This is a genomic window from Stutzerimonas stutzeri (genome assembly GCF_018138085.1).
GTDB lineage: Bacteria > Pseudomonadota > Gammaproteobacteria > Pseudomonadales > Pseudomonadaceae > Stutzerimonas > Stutzerimonas stutzeri_AI.
The window spans coordinates 1,969,948-1,993,410 of the sequence record NZ_CP073105.1 but is presented as its reverse complement, the minus strand read 5'-3'; the positions used below and the strand labels follow the sequence as shown (position 1 = coordinate 1,993,410).

At 62.8% G+C, this 23,463-nt stretch carries 19 protein-coding genes; 8 read left to right on the top strand and 11 right to left on the bottom strand.

From position 1 onward, the window contains the following. Positions 1-3 precede the first annotated feature (3 nt). The 6 genes from nuoI to nuoN all read left to right on the top strand — a co-directional run bounded on the left by nuoI (position 4) and on the right by nuoN (position 6,402). The gene (nuoI, locus tag KCX70_RS09290; RefSeq protein WP_102850908.1) at positions 4-552 is read left to right on the top strand and encodes an NADH-quinone oxidoreductase subunit NuoI; all 549 of its coding nucleotides are present in this window, start codon (positions 4-6) and stop codon (positions 550-552) included. Positions 553-721: 169 nt separating this feature from the next. Further along, complete coding sequence (nuoJ, locus tag KCX70_RS09285; protein ID WP_021207480.1) at positions 722-1,222, top strand: NADH-quinone oxidoreductase subunit J; 501 nt, start codon at positions 722-724, stop codon at positions 1,220-1,222. Positions 1,223-1,225: 3 nt separating this feature from the next. Then, entirely contained in the window at positions 1,226-1,534 is a 309-nt protein-coding gene (gene nuoK, locus KCX70_RS09280) for an NADH-quinone oxidoreductase subunit NuoK (RefSeq protein WP_031310892.1), read from the top strand. After that, positions 1,531-3,375, top strand: a complete 1,845-nt coding sequence (gene nuoL / locus KCX70_RS09275; protein WP_212619994.1) for an NADH-quinone oxidoreductase subunit L — start codon at positions 1,531-1,533, stop codon at positions 3,373-3,375. Before nuoK ends, nuoL begins: the two co-directional genes overlap by 4 nt. 22 nt (positions 3,376-3,397) lie before the next feature. After that, a complete protein-coding gene (gene nuoM, locus KCX70_RS09270) occupies positions 3,398-4,927 on the top strand; it encodes an NADH-quinone oxidoreductase subunit M (protein WP_212619993.1) in 1,530 nt (509 codons plus the stop codon). A gap of 8 nt (positions 4,928-4,935) precedes the next feature. Further along, positions 4,936-6,402 carry an NADH-quinone oxidoreductase subunit NuoN gene (nuoN, locus tag KCX70_RS09265; RefSeq protein WP_212619992.1) on the top strand — a complete coding sequence of 489 codons (1,467 nt, stop codon included), beginning with the start codon at positions 4,936-4,938 and terminating at the stop codon, positions 6,400-6,402. Between the two features lie 431 nt (positions 6,403-6,833). Here nuoN and KCX70_RS09260 read toward each other — a convergent pair whose 3' ends face one another. The 8 genes from KCX70_RS09260 to KCX70_RS09225 all read right to left on the bottom strand — a co-directional run bounded on the left by KCX70_RS09260 (position 6,834) and on the right by KCX70_RS09225 (position 17,444). Next, the gene (locus tag KCX70_RS09260) at positions 6,834-9,188 is read right to left on the bottom strand and encodes an efflux RND transporter permease subunit (RefSeq protein ID WP_021207485.1); all 2,355 of its coding nucleotides are present in this window, start codon (positions 9,186-9,188) and stop codon (positions 6,834-6,836) included. Positions 9,189-9,200: 12 nt separating this feature from the next. After that, a complete protein-coding gene (locus tag KCX70_RS09255; RefSeq protein WP_037003599.1) occupies positions 9,201-10,295 on the bottom strand; it encodes a YCF48-related protein in 1,095 nt (364 codons plus the stop codon). A 271-nt stretch (positions 10,296-10,566) separates the two neighbouring features. Further along, positions 10,567-13,224 (bottom strand): aminopeptidase N, encoded by a 2,658-nt coding sequence (gene pepN, locus KCX70_RS09250; protein WP_212619991.1) that lies wholly within the window; start codon positions 13,222-13,224, stop codon positions 10,567-10,569. A gap of 281 nt (positions 13,225-13,505) precedes the next feature. Beyond that, positions 13,506-14,339, bottom strand: a complete 834-nt coding sequence (locus tag KCX70_RS09245; protein ID WP_021207488.1) for a DUF2797 domain-containing protein — start codon at positions 14,337-14,339, stop codon at positions 13,506-13,508. Next, positions 14,339-14,614 (bottom strand): YeaC family protein, encoded by a 276-nt coding sequence (locus KCX70_RS09240; RefSeq protein ID WP_021207489.1) that lies wholly within the window; start codon positions 14,612-14,614, stop codon positions 14,339-14,341. The genes KCX70_RS09245 and KCX70_RS09240 overlap by 1 nt, the downstream gene beginning before the upstream one ends. 125 nt (positions 14,615-14,739) lie before the next feature. Beyond that, the gene (locus KCX70_RS09235) at positions 14,740-15,597 is read right to left on the bottom strand and encodes a rhomboid family intramembrane serine protease (RefSeq protein ID WP_212619990.1); all 858 of its coding nucleotides are present in this window, start codon (positions 15,595-15,597) and stop codon (positions 14,740-14,742) included. After that, positions 15,598-16,557: a metallophosphoesterase gene (locus tag KCX70_RS09230; protein WP_212619989.1), complete on the bottom strand. Its 960-nt coding sequence runs from the start codon at positions 16,555-16,557 to the stop codon at positions 15,598-15,600. Beyond that, positions 16,557-17,444: an NAD(+) kinase gene (locus tag KCX70_RS09225; protein WP_021207492.1), complete on the bottom strand. Its 888-nt coding sequence runs from the start codon at positions 17,442-17,444 to the stop codon at positions 16,557-16,559. Before KCX70_RS09225 ends, KCX70_RS09230 begins: the two co-directional genes overlap by 1 nt. A 201-nt stretch (positions 17,445-17,645) precedes the next feature. On the opposite strand from KCX70_RS09225, the gene KCX70_RS09220 reads away from it, so the two are divergent. Then, a complete protein-coding gene (locus tag KCX70_RS09220) occupies positions 17,646-18,575 on the top strand; it encodes a DUF1853 family protein (RefSeq protein WP_212619988.1) in 930 nt (309 codons plus the stop codon). A gap of 89 nt (positions 18,576-18,664) precedes the next feature. Further along, positions 18,665-19,885: a chromate efflux transporter gene (gene chrA / locus KCX70_RS09215; protein ID WP_212619987.1), complete on the top strand. Its 1,221-nt coding sequence runs from the start codon at positions 18,665-18,667 to the stop codon at positions 19,883-19,885. Between the two features lie 18 nt (positions 19,886-19,903). Here chrA and KCX70_RS09210 read toward each other — a convergent pair whose 3' ends face one another. From KCX70_RS09210 to KCX70_RS09200, 3 genes are read right to left on the bottom strand one after another with little or no spacing between them, the layout of a single operon-like run. Further along, positions 19,904-21,010, bottom strand: a complete 1,107-nt coding sequence (locus KCX70_RS09210) for a cyclic nucleotide-binding domain-containing protein (RefSeq protein WP_212619986.1) — start codon at positions 21,008-21,010, stop codon at positions 19,904-19,906. A gap of 22 nt (positions 21,011-21,032) precedes the next feature. Further along, positions 21,033-21,986 (bottom strand): 1-aminocyclopropane-1-carboxylate deaminase/D-cysteine desulfhydrase, encoded by a 954-nt coding sequence (locus KCX70_RS09205; protein WP_392603844.1) that lies wholly within the window; start codon positions 21,984-21,986, stop codon positions 21,033-21,035. 5 nt (positions 21,987-21,991) lie between these two features. Next, positions 21,992-23,353 (bottom strand): chromosome partitioning protein ParA, encoded by a 1,362-nt coding sequence (locus KCX70_RS09200; RefSeq protein WP_102846071.1) that lies wholly within the window; start codon positions 23,351-23,353, stop codon positions 21,992-21,994. Between the last annotated feature and the right edge of the window lie 110 nt (positions 23,354-23,463).

Here is a 23,463-nt window from a genome sequence, read left to right as displayed (position 1 = left end):
ACGATGTTCAAATACATTGGCGCGGTGCTGCACGGCACCTACACCCAACTACGCAGCCTGGTAATGGTTTTCAGCCACGGCTTTCGCAAGCGCGACACCCTGCAATATCCGGAAGAAGCGGTCTATCTGCCGCCCCGCTATCGCGGCCGCATCGTGCTGACCCGCGACCCCGACGGCGAGGAGCGCTGCGTGGCCTGCAACCTCTGCGCGGTGGCCTGCCCGGTGGCCTGCATTTCGCTGCAGAAGGCCGAGACCGACGAGGGCCGCTGGTACCCGGAATTCTTCCGCATCAACTTCTCGCGCTGCATTTTCTGCGGGCTCTGCGAAGAAGCCTGCCCGACCAACGCGATCCAGCTCACCCCGGATTTCGAGATGGGCGAGTACAAGCGTCAGGACCTGGTGTACGAGAAGGAAGACCTGCTGATTTCCGGCCCCGGCAAATACCCCGACTACAACTTCTACCGCGTCTCCGGCCTGGCCATCGCCGGTAAGCCCAAGGGCGCCGCGCAGAACGAGGCGGAGCCGATCAACGTCAAGGGGTTGTTGCCATGACGGCTGTCGATGAAAAGCGCTGGCCGTGGCCATCAGGTATCCGTGGGAGCGGTCTTGACCGCGAATCGGGTCCTGAAAGCTCGCGGTCGAGACCGCTCCCACAGGGTCAGGGCACGGCTTTTTCGTTCAGCCTGCAGCTTTCAGCCTTCCAGCGTTCCAGGAGCTTGTAATGGAGTTCGCTTTCTACTTTTCCGCTGGCGTGGCGGTGGTCGCCACGCTGAGGGTCATAACCGGTAGCAATCCGGTGCATGCCCTGCTCTACCTGATCACCTCGCTGCTGGCCGTGTCGATGTGCTTTTTCAGCCTCGGCGCGCCCTTTGCCGGCGCGCTCGAGGTCATCGTCTATGCCGGCGCCATCATGGTGCTGTTCGTGTTCGTGGTGATGATGCTCAACCTGGGTCGCAACACCGTCAGCCAGGAGCGCGGCTGGATGGCGCCTCGCGTGTGGTTCGGCCCGTCGCTGTTGGCGGCGATTCTGCTGGCTCAATTGCTCTGGGCGCTGTTTTCAGTCTCCGAATACGCGCCTGCAGGGCTGACCACTGTGGGGCCGAAAGAAGTCGGCGTCGCGCTCTTCGGACCTTATTTGTTGGCCGTCGAACTGGCCTCGATGCTGCTGCTGGCAGCGCTGGTCGCCGCCTTCCACCTTGGCCGCCACGAGGCGAAGGAGTAACCCATGCACTCAATACCGATGGAGCACGGTCTGGCCGTTGCCGCCTTGCTGTTCTGCCTGGGGCTGGTCGGCCTGATGGTGCGGCGCAATATCCTGTTCATGCTGATGAGCCTGGAAGTGATGATGAACGCCACGGGCCTCGCCTTCGTCGTGGCCGGCAGTCGCTGGGGGCAACCCGATGGGCAGATCATGTTCATCCTGGTAATCACGCTGGCTGCCGCCGAGGCCGCCATTGGCCTGGCGATCCTGCTGCAGCTGTACCGCCGCTTCAACACCCTCGATGTCGATGCTGCAAGCGAGATGCGCGGATGAACCTATTATTCCTGACCTTCGTTTTTCCGCTGCTCGGCTACTTCCTGCTGGCCTTCTCGCGCGGACGGATATCCGAAAACCTCGCCGCCACGATCGGCGTCGGCTCGGTCGGCCTGTCGGCGCTGATCGCGGCGCTGTGCATCTGGCAGTTCAATACCACGCCGCCCGTCGATGGCGTGTTTACCCAGCACCTCTGGCAGTGGCTGGACGTGGCGGGTTTCAGCGTCGCCTTCGGCCTGCACCTGGACGGTTTGTCACTTACGATGCTCGGCGTGGTGACCGGGGTGGGCTTTCTCATCCACCTGTTCGCCAGCTGGTACATGCGCGGTGAAGAGGGCTACTCGCGCTTTTTCGCCTACACCAACCTGTTCATTTTCAGCATGTTGCTGCTGGTACTGGGCGACAACCTGCTGCTGCTGTACTTCGGCTGGGAAGGCGTCGGACTGTGCTCGTATCTGCTGATCGGCTTCTACTTCAAGGAGCGCAAGAACGGTAATGCCGCGCTCAAGGCCTTCATCGTGACTCGCATCGGCGACGTGCTGATGGCCTTCGGTCTGTTCATCCTCTTCGTCCAGCTCGGCACGCTGGATATCCAGCAGCTGCTGGTGCTGGCGCCGCAGAAGTTCGCCAGCGGCGATCTCTGGATCACGTTGGCGACCCTGGCACTGCTCGGCGGCGCGGTCGGCAAGTCGGCGCAGCTGCCGCTGCAGACCTGGCTGGCCGATGCCATGGCCGGTCCGACCCCGGTTTCCGCGCTGATCCATGCGGCAACCATGGTCACCGCCGGCGTCTACCTGATCGCCCGCACCCACGGACTGTTCCTGCTCGCACCGGACGTGCACGAGCTGGTCGGCATCGTCGGCGGTGTGACGCTGGTACTGGCGGGCTTCGCCGCGCTGGTGCAGACCGACATCAAGCGCATCCTCGCCTACTCGACCATGAGCCAGATCGGCTACATGTTCCTGGCGCTCGGCGTCGGTGCCTGGGACGCGGCGATTTTCCACCTGATGACCCACGCGTTCTTCAAGGCCCTGCTGTTCCTCGCCTCCGGCGCGGTGATCCACGCCTGCCATCACGAGCAGAACATTTTCAGGATGGGCGGGCTGTGGCGGAAACTGCCGCTGGCCTACGCGAGCTTCATCGTCGGCGGCTCGGCGCTGGCGGCGTTGCCACTGGTCACCGCCGGTTTCTATTCCAAGGACGAGATTCTCTGGGAAGCCTTCGCCAGCGGTCACAGCGGTTTACTCTACGCCGGCTTGGCGGGCGCTTTCCTGACCTCGCTGTACACCTTCCGACTGATCTTCATCGCCTTCCACGGCGAAGCGAAGGTCGAGGCCCACGCCGGCCACGGTATGGCACACAGCGTGCCGCTGGTGGTGCTGATCCTGCTGTCGACGTTCGTCGGCGCCTTGATCGCGCCGCCGCTGGCCGGAGTCCTGCCGGAAAGCGTCGGGCATGCCGGCGGTGAAGCCAAGCACAGTCTGGAAATCGCTTCAGGGGCCATCGCCCTGGCCGGCATCCTGCTCGCCGCCATGCTGTTCCTCGGCAAGCGTGGCCTGGTGACTGCATTGGCGCAGAGCGCGCCCGGGCGCTTCCTGACGGCCTGGTGGTACGCCGCCTGGGGCTTCGACTGGCTCTACGACAAGCTCTTCGTCCAGCCCTATCTGTGGCTGACCCGGCTGCTCGCCCGCGATCCTGTCGATGCCACCATCGGCCTGATTCCGCGTACGGCACGTGGTGGCCATGCCCTGTTGAGCCGCAGCGAAACCGGCCAGTTGCGCTGGTACGCCCTGTCCATCGTTGGCGGAGCCGTGCTGTTGCTCGGCGTCGTTCTGCTCTGAATCTGCGCAAGGACTCGAACCCGTGATTCTGCCCTGGTTAATCCTGATTCCCTTCATCGGCGGCCTGCTCTGCTGGCTCGTCGAGCAATTCGACAAAAGCCTGCCACGCTGGATCGCCCTGCTCACCATGGCGCTGCTGCTCGCGATCGGCCTCTGGCTGTGGGCAACCGGCAATTATCAGCTGGCCCCCGCTCCTGGCGCCGAGGCCAACTGGGCGCTGCAGTTCAAGCACGTCTGGATCGAGCGCTTCGGCATCAACCTGCACCTGGCGCTCGATGGCCTGTCGCTGCTGATGGTCATACTGACCGGACTGCTCGGCGTGCTCTCGGTGCTCTGTTCCTGGAAAGAGATCCAGCGCCACGTCGGCTTCTTCCACCTGAACCTGATGTGGATCCTTGGCGGCGTGGTCGGGGTGTTCCTCGCGCTCGACCTGTTCCTGTTCTTCTTTTTCTGGGAAATGATGCTGGTGCCGATGTATTTCCTCATCGCACTCTGGGGTCATAGCGCCGAAGGCAAGCGTTCGCGGATCAATGCGGCAACCAAATTCTTCATCTACACCCAGGCCAGCGGTTTGATCATGCTGGTGGCGATCCTCGGGCTGGTCCTGGTCAATTACCACAACACCGGCACCCTGACCTTCGACTACGAACTGCTGCTCAAGGCCGAGCTGGCGCCGGGCATCGAGTACCTGCTGATGCTGGGCTTCTTCATCGCCTTTGCGGTGAAGTTTCCCATCGTGCCGTTCCATTCCTGGTTGCCAGACGCCCATGCCCAGGCGCCGACAGCGGGCTCGGTCGACCTGGCCGGCATCCTGCTGAAGACGGCCGCCTACGGCATGATCCGCTTCGCCCTCCCGCTGTTCCCCGAGGCCTCGATGGACTTCGCACCGATCGCCATGGGGCTGGGGCTGCTCGGCATTTTCTATGGCGCCCTGCTCTCGTTCGCACAGACCGACATCAAGCGATTGATCGCCTATTCCAGCGTCTCGCACATGGGCTTCGTGCTGATCGGGATCTACTCGGGCAGCCAACTCGCATTGCAAGGCGCCGTGGTGCTGATGATCGCCCACGGCCTTTCGGCGGCGGCGCTGTTCATCCTCAGCGGTCAGCTCTATGAACGCCTGCATACCCGGGACATGCGCGAAATGGGCGGCCTCTGGTCGCGCCTGCCGTGGCTTCCTCCACTGAGCCTGTTCTTCGCCGCCGCCTCGCTGGGCCTGCCGGGCACCGGCAACTTCATCGGTGAGTTCGTAGTGCTGTTCGGCGCCTTTGCCGATTCGCCCTTGGTGGTGGTGATCGCGACCTTCGGCCTGGTGCTCTCGTCGGTCTACTCGCTGGCGATGATCCACCGTGCCTACTTCGGCCCGTCCCGTGCAGAGGGGATGCTACAGGGCCTGGATGGGCGCGAGGTGTCCATGGTGCTGGTCCTGGCGCTGCTGCTGGTCCTGCTGGGCGTGTTCCCACAGAGGGTGTTCGACACCTCGCACGCCACCATCAGCGGTGTGCAGCAATGGCTAGATGCCGCTTTCTCCCCAACCGTTTCGGCCCGGTAGTAACCGCTATGCAATTGAATCATCAATACATCATCGCCCTGCTACCGCTGCTGATCACCGGCGCCACCGCCATCGCGGTCATGTTGACGATCGCCTGGCGACGCCACTACGGCCTCACCTTCGTCGTCACCTCCGCTGGCCTGACGCTTGCGCTGCTTTCGATCGTGCCAGCGCTGCAAGTGGGCTCGCTGAACGTCACGCCCATGCTGCGGCTGGATGCATTCGCCTACTTCTATTCGGCTCTCGTGCTGGTCGCGACCCTGGCCTGCGTGACGCTGGCGCATGCCTATCTCGGCGAAGCCGATTCGGAAGGATTTCCGGGCAATCGCGAGGAGCTCTTCCTGCTGATGTCGCTGGCGGCCGCGGGAGGATTGGTGCTGGTCAGCACGCAACACTTGGCGGGGCTCTTCATTGGACTGGAGTTGCTCTCGGTGCCGGTCTACGGGTTGGTTGCCTATGCCTTCTTCAACAAGCGCTCGCTGGAAGCCGGAATCAAATACATGGTGCTGTCCGGCGCCGGCAGCGCCTTCATGCTGTTCGGCATGGCACTGCTCTATGCCGAATCGGGCAGTCTCGATTTCACCGGCATCGGCGCCAGCCTGGCGGCGCAAGGCTCGTCCATCCTGGTGCAGGCCGGCATCGGCATGATGCTGGTCGGTCTGGGCTTCAAGCTTTCGCTCGCGCCCTTTCATCTGTGGACACCCGACGTCTACGAAGGCGCGCCGGCACCGGTCGCGGCCTTTCTGGCGACTGCCAGCAAGGTGGCGGTGTTCGCGGTGCTGCTGCGCCTGTATCAACTGTCGCCCGCAACCAGCGGTGGCTGGCTGAACGAAGCGCTGAGCCTGATCGCCATCGCGTCGATCCTGATGGGTAACCTGCTGGCGCTGAACCAGAGCAATCTCAAGCGCCTGCTGGGTTATTCGTCCATCGCCCACTTCGGCTACCTGCTGGTCGCGTTCATCGCCAGCAAGGGCTTGGCGGTCGAGGCCATTGGCGTTTATCTGGTGACCTATCTGCTCACCACCCTCGGTGCGTTCGGCGTGGTCAGCCTGATGTCGAGCCCCTACAAAGGGCGCGATGCGGACGCGCTGTACGAGTACCGCGGCCTGTTCTGGCGTCGGCCCTACCTCACCGCGGTGCTTACCGTGATGATGCTGTCGCTTGCCGGGATTCCACTGACGGCGGGCTTCGTGGGCAAGTTCTACGTCATCGCATCCGGGGTCGAGTCGCAGCTGTGGTGGTTGCTGGGCGCCTTGATCATCGGCAGCGCCGTGGGCCTGTTTTACTATCTGCGGGTGGTGGTGACGCTGTATCTGGTCGAGCCGGGCATCCGCCGTCACGATGCCCCGTCGAACTGGGGTCAGCGTGCCGGCGGCATCATGCTATTGGCGATTGCCGTGCTGGCCTTCTTCCTCGGCGTCTACCCGCAGCCGTTGCTGGAACTGGTCCAGCATGCAGGGCTTGCCGCTGTATAGCTGGTGGCCAGAGGTGATGGATGGGTTGCGCTAGGCGGCATTTGCGCAACCGGAGAGGTCGTGATGCAACGATAGGCGCTCATCCCTGACACGAGCCGCGCGATGACAAGCCACGGGACCTTACCACTGCACACTGACCAGCCAGACCATCACCCTCGAAACGGCGCTTCGCTGTTACTTGATTGGGCGCGAAGCTCGTCTCGATAGGAATGGGCATAGACTTCGCGCTGGAAGCCTCCTGTCCTCGTCGGCTGGATGCGCGATGCATTGCGCAGGTGGCCCAATGCCAAAGGAGGCGCCAGACCCTGAGGCGCCTCTAGTCACACCAAGTGCCAAGCAGCGTGCAAAGCCGTGCCGAATAGCCCGCGCTCAAGGCTGCCAGCAAAAAAAACCGCGACCCTGGGGCCGCGGTTTTTTTCGCTACGAGAGCATCACGCCTTCTGCCGCAGCTTCTCCGGTTTGATCAGGAAGCGTGCCAGTGCCGGCAGCAGCCAGATCGCGCCGACCATGTTCCAGAGGAACATGAAGGTCAGCATCAAGCCCATGTCGGCCTGGAACTTGATCGCCGAGAAGACCCAGGTGAACACCCCGATCGCCAGGCAGATGCCGGTGAAGATCACCGCCTTGCCGGTGGTTTTCAGGGTCTGGTAATAGGCTTCCTGCAGCGTCAGGCCCTGGCGCAGGTAGGATTCCAGGCGGCTGTAGATGTAGATGCCGTAGTCCACGCCGATACCCACGCCCAAGGCGATCACCGGCAGCGTCGCGACCTTCACACCGATCCCCATGAAGGCCATCAGCGCATTGCCCAGAATCGAGGTCAGCACCAGCGGCAGGATCACGCAGAGCGTCGCCGCCACGGAGCGGAACGTCAGCAGGCACATGAAGCTCACAGCGGCGTAGACCGCGATCAGCATGGTCGTCTCGGACGCGGCGATGACCTCGTTGGTGGCCGCCTCGATCCCGGCGTTACCGGCAGCAAGGACGAACTCCAGCCCTTCACGGTTGTTTTGCTCGGCAAAATCGCGAGCAACGGACACCACGTGATCCAGCGTCTCCGCCTTATGGTCGTTGAGGAACACCAGCACCGGCGCCAGCGAGCAATCACTGTTGTACATGCCTTCGGCACGGGCGATGGAGCTGTTGAGCACGAACTGGTTACGCGACAGCGTTTCCCATTTCAGGCTGCCCTCGTTCATGCCTTTGATGCTTTGCCGCGCGACGGTCACCATCGAGACCGCCGATTGCACGCCCTCGGTGTTTTCCATCCGCCACATCAGCTCGTCCATTGCCGCCAGCGTGTCGTAATGGGCACAGCCTTCGGGCGCCGTCTTGACCATCACCACCAGCACGTCGGAACTGGTCGAGTAGTTGCGGATCACGAAATCGTTATCGAGGTTGTAGCGAGAATCCGGGTGCAATTCCGGAGCGCCCTGGTCGAGGTCGCCTATCTTCAGGTTCTGGCCATACCAGAGCCCACCGCCGACCGCCAACAGCGCAATGACGATAGAGATCGGCGCAACCGTCGGGCTGGCGAAGTTCGCCAGGGCACGCCAGAACGGATGGTTGCGCGCAGCCTCTTCCCGCGCCTGCTTGACCGCACGCTGGCTGATACCCAGGTAGGAAATCGCCACCGGCAACAGGATCAGGTTGGTCAGGATGATCACCGCCACGCCCAGGGACGCACCGATGGCCAGCTCACGGATTACGCCGATGTCGATCAGCAACAGGGTCACGAAACCCACAGCGTCCGAGGCCAACGCCACCATGCCGGGAATGAACAGCTGGCGGAACGCCAGGCGCGCCGCTGACAGCGGGTCATTGGTTTCCCCTGAAGCCATGGCGATGCCGTTGATCTTCTGTACACCGTGGGAAATACCGATAGCGAAGACCAGGAACGGCACCAGCATCGAATAGGGATCGAGACCGAAACCCAGCGTGTGCAGCAAGCCGAGCTGCCAGGCAACAGCGATCAGGGTGGTCACCACCACCGCGATGGTGCTCTTGATGCAGCGGGTGAACCACAGCAGCAACGCCAGGGTGATGCCGATGGCGACGAAGAAGAACAGCGCGACGCCAACCAGACCATCGATCAGGTCGCCGACCTTCTTGGCGAAGCCGATGATGTGGATTTCCACATTCGGGTTCTGCGCCTGGTACTTGTCACGGATCTTTTCTTCCAGCTCATGGGAGAACTTCTGGTAATCGAGCTTGATCTGCTTGCTGCGGTCATCCGGGTCCGAATAGGACTCCATCAGCGGCACGTCGATAATGCTGGACTTGAAGTCGTTGGCCACCAGCCGGCCGATCTGTCCGGACTTGAGGATGTTGCTGCGCAGGTCGTCGAGACTTTCCGGCGAACCGTCGTAGGTCTGCGGGATGACCTCGCCACCGGCGAAGCCCTGCTCGGTAACCTCGGTCCAGCGGACACTGGGGCTCCACAGCGACTTCATGTTGGAACGATCGACGCCCTGGATGTAGAACACCTCGTCATGGATCTGACGCAGTGTCTCCATGTACTCCTTGGAGAAGATGTCGCCATCCTTCGCCGCCACGGATATGCGCACCGTGTTGCCCAGGTTGGCCAGATCATCCCGGTGCTGGAGCATGTTCTGAATGTAGGGATGGCCCAGCGGGATCATCTTCTCGAAGCTGGTCGAAGGACGAACCTGCGCCGCCTGGTAGAAGAGGAATATGCTGATCAACAGGCAGATCAGAATCACCGCCGGACGATTGTTGAAGATCAGGCGCTCTAGAAAAGACGCCGGCTTCTGCTGATGCTTGGTCATGTTGGCTCCGGCTTATTGTTGTTGTGCAGGCAGGTTGGCGCCGGTCGGTGAAACGACCCTGGCGCCGCTCTGGCCGACGAGGACCAGATTGCCGTCCGGGTTGGCGACCACGCCCGACAAGGAGCGCCGATCGGGTCTGCTGAATAGCTTGAACGTCCGTCCCTGGTCATCGCTGCTGAGCACCGTGCCGCCGTGGCCGACCACGACGATGCGGCCATCAGGAAGCAGGTTGCCGTCGGCCAGCCCTGATTCGATCGGGTGGCCGTCATCGAGCAGTTCGATGGCTTGCCAGCTGTCCCCGAAGTCGGCCGAGCGGAACAGGTGACCGCGCAGACCGAAAGCCACTACGACGCCTGGCGCGCCGCCGCCCACGACACCGAAGAACGAGCCCTGATAAGGCGATTCGACGCGCTCCCAGGTCTCGCCCATGTCCTTGGAACGGAACATGCCGCCCATTTCCCCGACGATGAACACGCCTGAGCCGGGAATTTCCGCGATGGCATTGAGGTGGGTGCCGTCTTCGTTGTCGAGCCGATCGGCCACGTCTTCCCAGTGCTGCCCACCGTCGGTCGTTTCCAGCAGCACGCCATAGGCGCCGGTCGCGAAGCCGTGCTGGGCATTTTCGAACCAGACGTCGAGCAGCGGCACTTCGCCTTCGCGGTTTTCGTACTGCTGGGTCCAGGTCTGGCCGCCGTCGCTGGTTGCGAGGATCAGCGCATCATGGCCGACGGCCCAACCGTGCTGCGCATCGGCGAAAGCAACCGCCGTGAGCAACTGACGCGTCGGCACCTTGGCTTGAGTCCAGGAGGCGCCGCCGTCGTCTGAATAAATGATGTGGCCGCGGTCACCTACGGCAACCAGCCGCTTGCCGGCGTACGCGATATCGAGCAGTAACGTCGAAGCCGCCTTCTGCGACTCGATTGCATAACGAACCCCTGGCTCGGCAGCGTTTTGCGCCTGCACCGGAGTGTTTACGACGAACAGAATGGAGAGAACACTGCAGAGCGAGAGCGTTCTTGCCAGCGGCGATCTACTGCTGAACAACGGCGTGCGGGTCGTGTTTTCCGCGCGACCAACCGGTGTGCGCCACGTGACGGGCTCACTCATACATACCCCCTTTATTCTTATTAGGTAGGGCCTGCGTATGGAGACAGGCGAAGCCATGCTATAGGGCTTTCGAAACCGCCGGCAATTGCCTGGACGTTATGTTTTGTTAAGCATGGCTGATTGATATTGCCTAATAGGCAAGCCTTATGGCACAGGGCCTCGAGGCCCCTCTGACGTGACGTTACGACGTGCGTCTATGGCCTAAAAGAGAAATCCCGCGGCAGCGCGCGGGATTTCAAGGTTGCGTCAATCGCACTCAGCGATCGGCCTATCAGGCGAGGCTCTTGCTGACCACCTCGTAGACGTCGCTGGAGAGCTCACCGGAGGCCAGGATCCGCTCCAGCTCGGTCTTCATCAGCCCTTGGCGGCCGGCATCGTACTTGCGCCAGCGGGTCAGCGGCGCCAGCAAGCGTGACGCGATCTGCGGGTTGAGCTTGTTCAGCACGATGACCTGGTCAGCGAGGAAGCGGTAGCCCGCGCCATCGGCCCGATGGAAGTTGACCAGGTTCTGGTTGGCGAAGGCGCCAATCAGGGCACGCACCTTGTTCGGGTTCTTCAGCGTGAACGCGGGATGCTGCATCAGGTGCTGCACCCGCTCCAGGCCGCCCGGCTGGGTGTTGCCGGCCTGGACGCTGAACCACTGATCCATGACCAGCGGGTTGTCCTTGAAGTGTTCGGCAAAGGCTTCGAGCGCCTTGTCGCGCTCGGCTTCGAAGCCCGAGTTGACCAATACCGCCAACGCCGTCAGGCGCTCGGTCATGTTGTCAGCCTGCTCGAACTGATCGACGCAGGCGGCCACGACTTCGGGCTTGCCGCTCAACATCAGGTAGGACAGCGCGATATTCTGCAATGCGCGCCGGGCGAAATGGCTGGCTTCGGCAACATAAGGCGTCTGCCGCGACACCTCGCGGTTGGCCTGGTAACGCTTCCAGAACAGGTCGTACAGCGCGGTGGCGATGTCCTGGCGAGCGAAGTCACGTGCGGCATGGATGGCATCGACGTCCGCCACGTCGCTGATCTCGGTGAGGTACGCCTCGCTCGGCAGTGACAGCATCTCGGCGACCATCGCCTGATCGAGGCTTTCGTCCTCCAACAGGCTGCGCAGCGCCGCGACCAGACGTTGATCGAGCTGCAGCGCTTCACCACGCTGATGCTGGCCGATCATTTCCTGCAGCACCTGCACCGACAATTGCTGGCCCGCCTCCCACCGGTTGAATCCGTCGGAATCGTGCTGCATCAGGAACATCAGCTGGTCGCGGCTGTAGGGGAAGTCCAGCTTCACCGGCGCGGAGAATCCGCGCAGCAGCGACGGCAACGGCTGCTCGGGCACCTCGACAAAGGTAAGGGTCTGCTCGGGCTGGTTCACCGCCAGCACTCGGGTAGTACCGACCGCCGCCTGTTCACCTTGCAGGCGCAGCGCGATTTCCTTGCCCTGCCCGTCCAGCAGTCCCAGCGAGACCGGAATGACGACCGCCAGCTTTTCGCTCTGCCCCGGCGTGGGCGGGCAGCTCTGGCGGAATGTCAGGCTGTAGGTATTTGCGGCGGCATCGTACTGCTCGCTGATAGCGAGCCGCGGCGTGCCGGCCTGGCTGTACCAGCGCTTGAACTGTGTCAGGTCGGCGCCGTTGGCGTCTTCCATCGCCTTGACGAAGTCGTCGACGGTTACCGCCTGGCCATCATGCCGCTCGAAGTAGAGGTCGCTGCCCTTGCGAAAGCCCTCCTCGCCCAACAGCGTCTGGATCATGCGCACCACTTCGGCGCCCTTCTCGTAGACGGTCAGGGTGTAGAAGTTGGAGATCTCGATAAAGGACTCGGGGCGCACCGAATGGGCCATGGGGCCGGCATCTTCGGCAAACTGGTGGGTCCGCAGGTAGGACACGTCCTCGACGCGCTTGACCGTCGGTGAGTTCATGTCGGCGCTGAACTGCGAGTCGCGGAAAACAGTGAAGCCCTCCTTCAGCGACAGCTGGAACCAGTCACGGCAGGTCACGCGGTTACCCGACCAGTTGTGGAAATACTCGTGCGCAACGATGGCTTCGACCCGCTGGTGCGCGGCATCGGTAGCGGTTTCGGCCCGTGCGAGCACGGCGCTGGAGTTGAAGATGTTAAGGCCCTTGTTTTCCATGGCACCCATGTTGAAATCGTTGACTGCGACGATCATGAAGATGTCCAGGTCGTACTCGCGGCCGTAGGTGTCCTCGTCCCACTTCATGGACTTCTTCAGGCTGTCCATGGCGTGCTGGCACTTGTCGATGTTCTCCGGCTCGACGTAGATGCGCAGCGCCACGTCGCGACCGCTCATGGTGGTGAAGCTGTCCTCGACGCACCAGAGGTCGCCCGCCACCAGGGCGAACAGGTAGGCCGGCTTCTTGAACGGATCTTCCCAGGTCGCCCAGTGACGGCCGTCGTCTTCCTCGCCACTGGCGATGGGGTTGCCGTTGGACAGCAGGATCGGATAGGCCTGCTTCTCGGCACTGACCGTGGTGGTGAACTTGCTCATCACGTCGGGGCGGTCGAGGTAATAGGTGATCTTGCGGAAGCCCTCCGCCTCGCACTGGGTGCAGAACATGCTGCCGGACTTGTACAGGCCTTCCAGCGCGGTGTTGCTTTCGGGGTGAATCACCACCGTGCTGTCGAGGGTGAAGCTCGCCGCATCCGGCTGAAGCGTCAGGCTTTCTTCGGCGACCTCGTAGTCACCCAGGCCGAGCTGGCGGTCATTCAACGCCAGCGAGATCAGCTCCAGGTCTTGGCCGTGAAGCTGCAGGCGCGGTAGCCCGGTCCCGGCCTCAGGGTTGCGCCGCATGACCAGCTGCGCATGCACCAGGGTGCGATCTTCGTACAGTTCGAACGTCAGGTGCGTTTCATCGATCAGGTAATCCGGAACCTGGTAATCCTTGAGATGAATGACTTTCGGTTGTTCGGTGCGCATGGAAACCTCGTCGGCTGAGCTTCAAGCGGCAAGCTTCAAGCAGGGAAAGTGGCGATGGCAGGCCTCGGGCTGGGCCGCAATAACCCGAGCTTAGCGCCTGTGGCGGGCGTCGTGTAGGGCGGAAAACGGCGAAGCCTTGTCCACGCGAACGTTCCTGGCCGTTCTCTCCTGAGCCTGGATCCGTAGGGTGGAGAGGCCGAAGCTCATCCACGACCACGACGACGGCTCTGCAACGTGCCGGACTGAACCCACGCGCGGACAAGGCTGCGCGGTTGGCCACCCTACGCCGCGGCGCTGGCGGCAACCTGATAAGCGGTGAACTTGCGGATATTGATCACCCCGGTATCGAGTATCAGGTATTGACCCTTGATGCCGCGCAGGGTGCCTTCGACGATGGGGGTCTTCTCCATGTCCAGGCTGACGATCTTGGTCGGATAGGCCTCGACCGGGTAACGGATCTCGAGCACCTCGGCATCGGCCACCGGCTGGATCGCCTGTAACCCGTAGCGCTGCTGCAATTCCCGCAGGCCTTCGGCGCAGGCGTCGAAAATCTGCTCGCGCGTAGCGATGAGATCGATGGGCTCGGCATCGCCCTTGAGCAGCGCGCGCCAGTTGGTGCGGTCGGCCACCTGGCTGCGCAGCAGATCTTCGACCATGCCGGACTGCTGGCGCGTGGCAACACGCATGATAGGCAGCGCCTGGCTGGCGCCCTGATCGAGCCAACGGGTGGGCAGCTGTGTGGCGCGGGTAATGCCGACCTTGATGCCCGATGAGTTGGCCAGGTAGACGACATGGTCGGTCATGCAGAAGTCCATACCCCACTGTGGATCGCGGCAGGTACCGAAATCGTGGTGGCATTTTTCCGGGCTCATGATGCAGACGTCGCACTGCGGCAGCTTCTTGAAGCAGGGATAGCAATAGCCCTGGCTGAAACTCTTGTTGGTCTTGCGCCCGCAGTGGGTGCAGTGGATGGCACCGAGGTACTCCAGCCGCAGGGTCTTGCCGATCAGCGGGTTGACCGCTACCAGCTCGTCGTTCAAACGGAAGGAGTACTGCGCCGGTGCGCCCAGCTGGATCGACATTTTGCTGAGGGCGCCGCGTCCGAGTTCGAGCATCAGTGCCGGGTTCCTGAAGCCGGGGAGAACAGGCTGGTATCGATCGGCGCCTGGCTCTTGCTCTTGGAGGCGCATTCCTGACCGCCCATGTAGCCGGTGCGCTGCTCCTCGGGAAGGTTCTTCATTTCCCAGGCGATCATCGCACCGAGGCAGGTTTCCTTCTGTTCGGGCGTCAGCTTGCGACCGTCGTTCCACTTGCCCAGCTCGACGGCGGTTTTCAGGTTTTCGTAAATTTCGGGGGTGATGTTTTCGATGGCTTCGATAAAGGACGACATGGCCGGCTCCCGGAGAACAAGCGCACATTCTAACGGAAGAAGCGGTTGAAGGCCGCAAGCTTCAGGCTGCGGGCTAAGCATTGCTCTTGCCTGTAGCCTGTAGCCTGTAGCCTGTAGCCAGACAGCTATGCCCGACGCGCCAGCATTCCGCCAACAACACCCGTAATGCATCCTGCCACCAGCCCGCCGACATGCGCCGCGTTGGCGATGGCCAGCGTGCCGAAGCTCACCACGTCGACGACGCCCGTCAGGCAGATGACCAGCCAGACCAGCATCAGCACCACAACACCTGGCGGCAGACGGTATGCCTCGTTCGGCGAGACCTTCTGGAACAACCAGCAGTGGCCCAGCAGACCAAAGAGCACGCCAGACAGGCCGCCGAAGATGCCCGGGCCGCCAAAAGCATACTGTGAAAGATTCGAAATCACGCCGAAGAGCAGCGTCAGGCCGAGCAGCATCGACGCACCCTGGCGTTGCTCGATACGCCGGCCGAGCTCCCAGTACCACATGGAATTCATCGCCAGGTGAAGCAAGCCGAAATGCACGAAAATCGGCGTGATCATCCGCCACCACTGGCCTTCGCTCAGGGTCTGCTCGAGTGTCGCGAAATAGGCGTAGTCGCCGTCGATACGGAAATCGGTAAAGCTGAACCAGCGAATGGTTTCGAAGTTTCCGCCAAGCAGCGTGATGGCAGCGACGATGAATGTCAGCAACAACACCGCAGCGGTAAGCGGGCTGCGCCGCAGGCTTGCGAAGAAGCCACCGCCGCGCCGCGCCGGTTGCTCGGCCACGACCATCCCGTCGCCTTGCGGATAGCGCTGATAAAGCTCTCGGACCTGCTCGACGGTTTCCGCCGGCACCCGCAGCACTTGCTCGCCCGCCTCCTCGGAAACCCTGCAGGGCACGCGCAATCGCCGCAGCAAGGCGATGAAACCACTCAGATCCTCTGACAACGGCAGGCGAAACGCCTCGACTACGGCCATTCAACGCTCCACGTTCACCCAGACGAATTTCGCCGGGTCGAGTCTGGTTTCCCGGTCGAGCCGGTACGCTACCAGCTTGCCGTATTTCACCGCGCTGTAGTCCAGGCATGCCAGGTTGTGGCGAATCGGCGTCGGCACCCCGCTGCGCCAGTAATGCCCGACAAACAGCAGCGGATCATCGGGACCGTACAGGAACAGCCGGCTCTTCTGGCTTTCACTGAGCGGTAGACGTGCCGCCTGCTCGGGTAGCCCGTCGGGCTGGAACACCACGTCACCATAGGTTCTGGGGTTTTCTTCCCAGAATTTGGTCCGGAAGAAATTACGGGTGAACCCCTCGGCACTGGTCAGCGTCAGCCCGGCGGGCAGCGGCATGTCGGTGCCGCGCAACAACCGATCCAGTGCCTTGGCGGCGAATGCATCGGCGAAGGCGGCTTCACGCAGAAAATCCGCATCCAGCCGGCCTTCACTCAGGCGCTGGCGCAGCCGATCGATGACGCTGTTGTCCCAGCACGCATGTACGACGCGGAAGCGTTCGTTTTCCAGAAACAGCGGCAGCTCCATGAACCAGGCGAGGAACGCCTGCCATTCATCCGCATACCGCTCGAACTGCTCGAAGGTCTGCCGCAGCAGCATTTCGTAGCGCGGCGTGTGATCACGAACAAAGGCCTTGCCGCTTTCGGGCGGCGCCGGCGTAAACCAACCCAGCGCATTGAATTCATGATTGCCCATGATGCAATGGGCCTGCCCCGCCTCGACCATGTCGTGCACCAGGTGCAACGCTTCGCGAATGCGTGGTCCGCGGTCGATGATGTCGCCGAGAAAGATCACCTGCCGCCTGGCATGCGTCCAGACACCCGCATGGCGGCGATAGCCGAGCTGGTCCAGCAGGTGCGTCAGCGTATGGGCACAACCGTGCACGTCCCCGATGAGGTCGTAGCTGCGCTCCGGGTCGACGATCACTATTCGCCTCCACCGAGGCGACTGCCCCAGCCAAGCTTGGTACGACAGACCTCGTAATAATTGTGGTCAAGCGGGTGAATCAGGTGCAGCTTCTGCGGCTTCTTGCGCACCGTGACGGTGTCGCCCGGCGCACAGGTGAAATGGTTCTGGCCGTCACAGGAAACCTGCGGATAGATCTGCATGTTCGGCGAAACCACGATTTTCAGCTCACTATTGCCATCCACCACGATGGGCCGGCTGGACAGGGTGTGCGGATACATCGGCACGACCACGATGGCGTCCAGGCGCGGATGCATGATCGGCCCGCCCGCCGAGAGCGAATAGGCGGTGGAACCGGTGGGCGTGGCGATAATCAGGCCGTCGGCCTTCTGGCTGCAGACGAACTGCCCATCGATATACAGCTCGAATTCGATCATTCGCGTGGACTTGCCGGGGTGCAGTACCACGTCATTGAGCGCGTCGCCGGCACCGATGGACTCCTCGAAACGCCGTACCTGTGCCTCGAGCAGGAAGCGGTTCTCAAGCGTGTACTGCCCGCTGAGCACCTCGGCTACTTTCTCCTCCAGCTCGTCGGGACGGATATCGGTGAGGAAGCCCAGGCTCCCGCGGTTGATGCCCAGCACCGGAACCCGATGCTTGGCCAGAGCCCTTGCCGCGCCAAGCATGCTGCCATCGCCGCCGACCACGATCACCAGATCGCATGAATCACCCAGCCGCTGCCGCGACGAAGTCTGCATGCCATGGCCGGGCAGTACCTCGGCTATGTTTTCTTCGAGGATCACGTGCAGATGGCGCTCTACGAGGAATCGCTTCAGTCGGCGAATGGTATCGAGCACCTGAGAACTACCCAGGCGACCAATGATGCCGATATTGCGGAACTGATCCATTGAAGCTCCCTGATAGCGTGACTGGAAACGAGCGGCGTGCAGGCGATTCATGGGCCGGCCGGAGCGTAACAGGCACTAGATTGGTGTCGCGCGGGCGCGTTTGAGTTCAACACCGGCTCCAAGCGGAGCCCCGTTGCGATGCGGCGGGATTATGGAGGAAAGCCGGAAGTGGCAGCAAACCATCCCGGCTATGCTTGTTGCATGAACCTGCCTTGTCTTGCCGAACTGATGCCACGACTGCAGCACCCGCAGGTGCGCGATCTCGCCTGGGCGTTGCTGTCTCCGCCCCTACTGAGCGATGCGCCAGCGCCGCAACGGCACCCCTTGGCGGCCAGCCGCTGGCTATCTCGCCCCGGCGAGCTGGCCGACTGGCTACTCTGGCACGATAGCCAGCCCAGCGTTCTCCAGGCCTGGCTGGCGCAGTACAGCAATCGCCGGCTGGGGTTGTATTACGAGCGGCTCTGGCAATTCGCACTGGGTCAGGCACCGGACGTCGAGCTGGTGGTCGCCAACCTGGCGATCCGCCGGGAGGGCTGCACACTCGGGGAGCTGGATCTGATCCTGCACGACGCCGAAGGCGTGCATCACATCGAGCTGGCGGTGAAATTCTACTTGGGCCTGGAAACCGGCGAGTGCCGCAAGCATGACCATTGGCTCGGCCCCGGCAGCCAGGACCGGCTGGACATCAAGCTCAAGCGTCTCTGCGAACACCAGCTGCATCTGCCGGCGAGTGAGCCCGCTAAGGCGGTACTCTGCGAGCTGACGTGCCTGGAAATCGATAGTGCCCTGTGGCTTGGCGGTTATCTGTTTCAACCGTGGTCGACCGGCTGCGAGCTTCCCGCAGGCGCAAACCCGTTGCATCTCGGCGGTCGCTGGCTGCGTCATGGCGAATGGCTGCACTCGGCGGCGGCCCTTGCCGCAGCGCACTGGCATCCCCTTCCCCGACAGGCCTGGCTGGCGCCCGCGCAACTGGACGACAGCCAGCGCTGGCCGGACGAGGACGTGGCGCGCTGGTTAGCCCAAGCCGGTACCGGACAGGCCAGACTCCTGGCCCGCCTCGAGCGCGGTCGCGACCGGCGCTGGGTCGAATGCGAACGCTTGTTCGTCGTGCCCGACTCTTGGCCTTCGTGACACTGTTAAGGCTTGCGCGTCAGATTGTCATGCACACGGCATACTGTCGCGCCAGCAGCGCCAAGCCGGACAACCCAAGCGACCCAACGATGCCATCAGCACCATTCGATTCGGATCATCAGCAACCCGTCAGTGCATGGGCCATCTTCCTGGTGTTCTTGCGCCTGGGGTTGACCTCCTTCGGCGGGCCGGTAGCTCACCTCGGTTACTTCCGTGAAGAGTTCGTCCACCGTCGTCGCTGGCTGGACGAAGCCCGTTATGCAGATCTGGTCGCGCTCTGTCAGTTCCTGCCCGGCCCGGCCAGCAGCCAGGTCGGAATCGCCGTTGGCCTGCTGCGCGGCGGCTATCGTGGCTCGGTATGCGCCTGGGCGGGTTTCACACTACCCTCGGCCGTCGCGTTGACGCTGTTCGCCTTGGGTATTTCCCGCTGGGGCGAGGCTGTACCAGATGGTTTCCTGCACGGCTTGAAGATCGTCGCGGTCGCGGTGGTGGCGCAGGCGGTTTGGGGCATGGCACAGAACCTTTGCACCGACCCCACACGCAAGTCCATCGCCCTGCTTGCCGCGTGCACGATGCTGCTCGTGTCCGGTCCGTGGATGCAGCTCGGGATCATCGCGCTGGCTGGCTCGATCGGACTGCTGGTTTTCAATCCCCCGATGAAGGAGGCGTCAGAGCCGCCCCAACCGACCCGTGGCCGTTCGATCGCCACGTTGTTCCTGATCCTGTTCGTCAGCCTGCTGATCCTGCTACCGATACTGGCCGCTGCCTCGACCAGCAACTGGTTGGCGCTGGTCGATACCTTCTACCGCACCGGGGCGCTGGTGTTCGGTGGCGGCCATGTGGTGCTGCCGCTGCTCCAGGCAGAGGTCGTACCGAATGGCTGGGTCAGCAACGATACCTTTCTTGCCGGCTACGGCGCCGCGCAGGCCGTACCAGGGCCGCTGTTCACCTTTTCCGCGTTTCTCGGTGGGTCGATGTACGACGGGGGAGCCCGCCTGCTAGGCGCAGCCGTCTGCCTCGTCTCGGCATTCATCCCGTCCTTTCTGCTGGTGTTCGGCGTCATGCCGTTCTGGGACCGGTTACGAACGAACGTCCGTATGCAGGCAGCACTGGCGGGTGTGAACGCGGCAGTGGTCGGTCTGCTGCTGGCGGCGTTGTATGACCCGGTCTGGACCAGTGCCATATTTGGCCCGGCCGATTTCGCTTTGGCGCTGATCGCCCTGGCCGCACTGACCATATGGAAATGCCCACCCTGGCTGGTCGTACTGGTTGGCGGCGCGGCGGGCTGGGTGTTCGCGGCGCCGCTGTGAGTCTCGCGGCTCGCGACCTCAGCCGCTGCGCTCGGTGCGCCCACCGGAGCGGGCCAGGTAGCCACGGCCCTGCCCGCAGAGCAAGGCGGCATAATGCTCCGCCGAAAGCGCATCGACGCCATGGCGCAGCGAACAGGCGGTGAACCCCAGCTGCGTCAGGATGAACACCGCATTGGCGCTGCGCTTGCCGCTGTCGCAGTAGCACAGGTAAAGGCGGTTCCGATCCAGCAAGCGCGATTTCAGACGCAGCAGGTGCAACGGCATGTTCAGGGCTTCCAGCGCATGCCCGCGCTGATACTCGTCCAGTAGCCGAACATCCAGCCACTGGGCGCCTTGGGCGATCAACGCGTTCGCTTGCGCCAGGTCCAATTCGGCGACCACTGGCGCCTTCAGCAGGTCGAGGAAATCTTGCCTTGCCAGACGCAGCACACAGGAATCCTCGAGCAAGGTAACCGTGGCGTTGCGTGGATGGTCGGTCAGCAATGCCTCTTCGCCGAAGCAGGCACCGACGCCCAACTCGGCCACCATCTGCCGTTCGCTGCCCAGGCCGACCATGATTTGCACGCCGCCTCTCTGGATGAAGTAACAGCAGTCACCGGCCTCCCCCTCGCGGAGCAATACATGGCCGGCAGCCAGCTCGATCGGCTCGAGCTTTGCCAACATGTTCCGCACATTTTCCGACGGCACCTTGGCGAACAGCGGGTTCTCCAGCAGCTCTTCCAGCCAGTCGCTCAGCTCGCCGTCGCTGGACAATGTCAGCAGCAGATCGGCATGGGCCTGATGCCACGCCAACAGGCGATTCAGCTGGGCGCTGTCGACCATCAGCACGCTGGAGTCTTCCAAAGCCCGAACCTGGGACAGGCGGCCACCGGCTGCGAACGCATGGCAACTCTCCGGTGAGCCGGCGGCCAACCGACGCAGCTCACCCTCGGTGCTGCACATCTGCAGCGTCCCGGCGAGCAGAAAATAGCTGGATCCGGTGGCCGCTTCACTGTCGAACAACAGATCACCGGCCAAGAGCGGCCTCGGAACCAGTTGCTCACGAAGGGAACGCAGTTGGCGAGGCGAAAGCGAATTGAGAGGGATCAGGCTACGCAACTGATCGGGAAGCAACGGCTTGGTCATCCGGTCTTTTCCAGTACGGTGGTCAGCGCAGCAGCTCGTCCAGCTGCCTCCGAGCAGCCCGCCGACCTTGCAAGCCACCGGTGTGCACGAAGATGAGCCGCGTGCCAGCGGCAACATAACCGCCCTCGACATGAAGGCGCAATGCCATCATAGCTTTCGCGGTATAGACGGGTTCTAGGGGCATGCCGGTTGCGCACTCGGTATCGAGCATGAAACGAGCGAGCAACCTGTCGAACCGGCCGAAGCCATCCCGGCTCGCATCGATCAGCTGGTAATTGCCACTGCCGACCCCAGCTTCGTTTAGCAACCGGTCGACGTGCTCGGCAACGCCATGGGAGGGAGGCCCGGCCAGCGCCCCATGCACCCTTCTCCCGCCCTGCTCCGCCTCACCGATCACCAAGCCGGCCAACGTGGTACCGGTTCCCGTCGCCAGCCACCAGCCGTCGTGATCGTCCCAGCCAAGCGCGCCGAGCTGGTCGCGTACATGCGAGACCAGTGGCGCGCAGCCCATGGCGCCCGCCAGGCCGCCGCCTCCTTCGGGTATGCAGTAATAGCCGGGATAACAGTCGCGCCAATGATCGAAGAAATCCGGCTGGTATCGTTCGCGGTAGCCACCGTAGCCGAGCCAGTGCAGTTGCATCCCGGACGCCTGCAGGTCATCCACCGTCTCGGTGCGCTGCGGATGTCCACGCAGCAGGCCGACGCTGGCGAGCCCGACGCGCCGGGCAGCCGCCGCCAATGCGTGAAGATGATTCGAATGCGGACCACCGAGGCTGATCAGCCCTGGCGCGCCTCGCGCCTGTGCTTCACGCAGGTGCCAGCAGAGCTTGAACCACTTGTTGCCGGATAGTTCAGGATCGACCAGATCCAGACGCAGCACGGCAAGCTGCACGCCCGCTTGCTGTAGCCAGGGCAGTTCAATCGGCTGCAGCGGCGCCGGTCGCAACGCCGAAATCAGCTCTGCAATCTCGGGCAAGCGCTTCAGCTCCCCGTACGCAGCCGCTCCTGCGACCGATGCCTGGCGCAGCAATTGGATTCACCGAGGACGAAGCGAGCAGGCGTCTCCACCTTGTCCAACGGCATGTTGCAGCGCTCGCCGCTCGATAGCGTGGCGATGCAGACCGGCTGCTGATAGTGCTCGACCCACTGCTTGTACTGCTCCTCTGACACGGCGCACTTGGCCGCCGCATAGGCCAGCGGATTGTGCCGGTAGCGGGTGATGTCCGCCAATGGGATAGTCAGGTGTCCGGCACCGGGGTGGTAGGCCATGAACGCCACGCCCAGCGCGCAAAGGCGCTCCAGTACCCGGTCGCCACTCTGCTCGGCCAGGGTTTCGCATCGCGCTCGCAGCTGTTCAATCTCATCCTGCAGCTGGCTGTCCAGTTCGTTGCGGTAGGCCAACTCGACATCCCGGATCGACACCTGCTCCTTGTACTCGGCTACCGCCGCTGCGATTTGTCGCCGCAATTCCTCATCGAACTGCGCGCGTGCGGCATCCGCTTCAGCGCGACCGTTCTGCTCTAGCGCCCGCAGCTGGCGGCTCATCTCTTCACGATTCTTCTGGAAACCTTCCGCCTGCTCGTGCAACTGGACCTGCAGTCGTTCGACGAGCCCCTCCTTCTCGAGTAGCTCCTGACGCAGCTGGGCTATCTCATCCAGTAGCTTGGCCTGTTGCTGCGCAGCCAGCTCGCGCAGCCGGCTTATGTCCGCTTCGCGCTGTTGTTCGAGGCTGGCGATACGCAATCGTTGCTGCTTGATCAGTTGGGCCGCCTTGAGCCGCTGTTCCTGCTCGAGCGTTTCGGCCCGCCGAATGCTGGTCTGCGTGGCTGAGTCGGCCGCATACCAGGCATCCTCGGCGACCATCTGCAAACGCTCGGCCGGCACCGCCTGCGGCGTATCTTCCTCGACCAGCAGGCCCAACTGGTTGCGCTTGATGCGGTCACGCAGCATGACGAGATGGTTCTGGCCTTGCGTGAGCTCCGGGTCCCAGAGGTGCATTTGATACCAGGACACCGGGCACTGGCTGCGGCACGCCAGACGAATGGGCCCCGCGCCCAGGTCGGGACCACGCCCGGTGCGCTCGGCCAGATTGCGCAGCGGGATATTCCAGCCGCTGTCCGCTGAACCGTCTTCATTGAAATCGAGAAAGAAGAACACCGCCGCGCGAATCTGCAAGCGGGTGTTGATCAGGACGTACACGACGCGCATCTGTTGGTCAGCGAATTCGGGCATGCTCACCATGCCGTCAAGCACTGCCTCGAACTCGGGGTAGAGCATTTCTTTGCAGACACCGCCGTCATTGAAGAACAGTACGGCCTCGACCGTCTGCGGTTTGATCTGCATGCGTGCACCCTCAGCGGCCTGAACGACCAGCGACTAGTTCCGAGACAACGCCCGCTCCGGCGCTGCTAGTTGTTGCGGGCACAGTTTAGGGGAAAAATCGCAGCCGGCGT

Coding starts and splice junctions, on each gene's coding strand:
- nuoI (WP_102850908.1), top strand. CDS start 4: ATGTTCAAATACATTGGCGCGGTGCTGCACGGCACCTACACCCAACTA.
- nuoJ (WP_021207480.1), top strand. CDS start 722: ATGGAGTTCGCTTTCTACTTTTCCGCTGGCGTGGCGGTGGTCGCCACG.
- nuoK (WP_031310892.1), top strand. CDS start 1,226: ATGCACTCAATACCGATGGAGCACGGTCTGGCCGTTGCCGCCTTGCTG.
- nuoL (WP_212619994.1), top strand. CDS start 1,531: ATGAACCTATTATTCCTGACCTTCGTTTTTCCGCTGCTCGGCTACTTC.
- nuoN (WP_212619992.1), top strand. CDS start 4,936: ATGCAATTGAATCATCAATACATCATCGCCCTGCTACCGCTGCTGATC.
- KCX70_RS09260 (WP_021207485.1), bottom strand. CDS start 9,188: ATGACCAAGCATCAGCAGAAGCCGGCGTCTTTTCTAGAGCGCCTGATC.
- KCX70_RS09255 (WP_037003599.1), bottom strand. CDS start 10,295: ATGAGTGAGCCCGTCACGTGGCGCACACCGGTTGGTCGCGCGGAAAAC.
- pepN (WP_212619991.1), bottom strand. CDS start 13,224: ATGCGCACCGAACAACCGAAAGTCATTCATCTCAAGGATTACCAGGTT.
- KCX70_RS09245 (WP_021207488.1), bottom strand. CDS start 14,339: ATGCTCGAACTCGGACGCGGCGCCCTCAGCAAAATGTCGATCCAGCTG.
- KCX70_RS09240 (WP_021207489.1), bottom strand. CDS start 14,614: ATGTCGTCCTTTATCGAAGCCATCGAAAACATCACCCCCGAAATTTAC.
- KCX70_RS09235 (WP_212619990.1), bottom strand. CDS start 15,597: ATGGCCGTAGTCGAGGCGTTTCGCCTGCCGTTGTCAGAGGATCTGAGT.
- KCX70_RS09225 (WP_021207492.1), bottom strand. CDS start 17,444: ATGGATCAGTTCCGCAATATCGGCATCATTGGTCGCCTGGGTAGTTCT.
- KCX70_RS09220 (WP_212619988.1), top strand. CDS start 17,646: ATGAACCTGCCTTGTCTTGCCGAACTGATGCCACGACTGCAGCACCCG.
- chrA (WP_212619987.1), top strand. CDS start 18,665: ATGCCATCAGCACCATTCGATTCGGATCATCAGCAACCCGTCAGTGCA.
- KCX70_RS09210 (WP_212619986.1), bottom strand. CDS start 21,010: ATGACCAAGCCGTTGCTTCCCGATCAGTTGCGTAGCCTGATCCCTCTC.
- KCX70_RS09200 (WP_102846071.1), bottom strand. CDS start 23,353: ATGCAGATCAAACCGCAGACGGTCGAGGCCGTACTGTTCTTCAATGAC.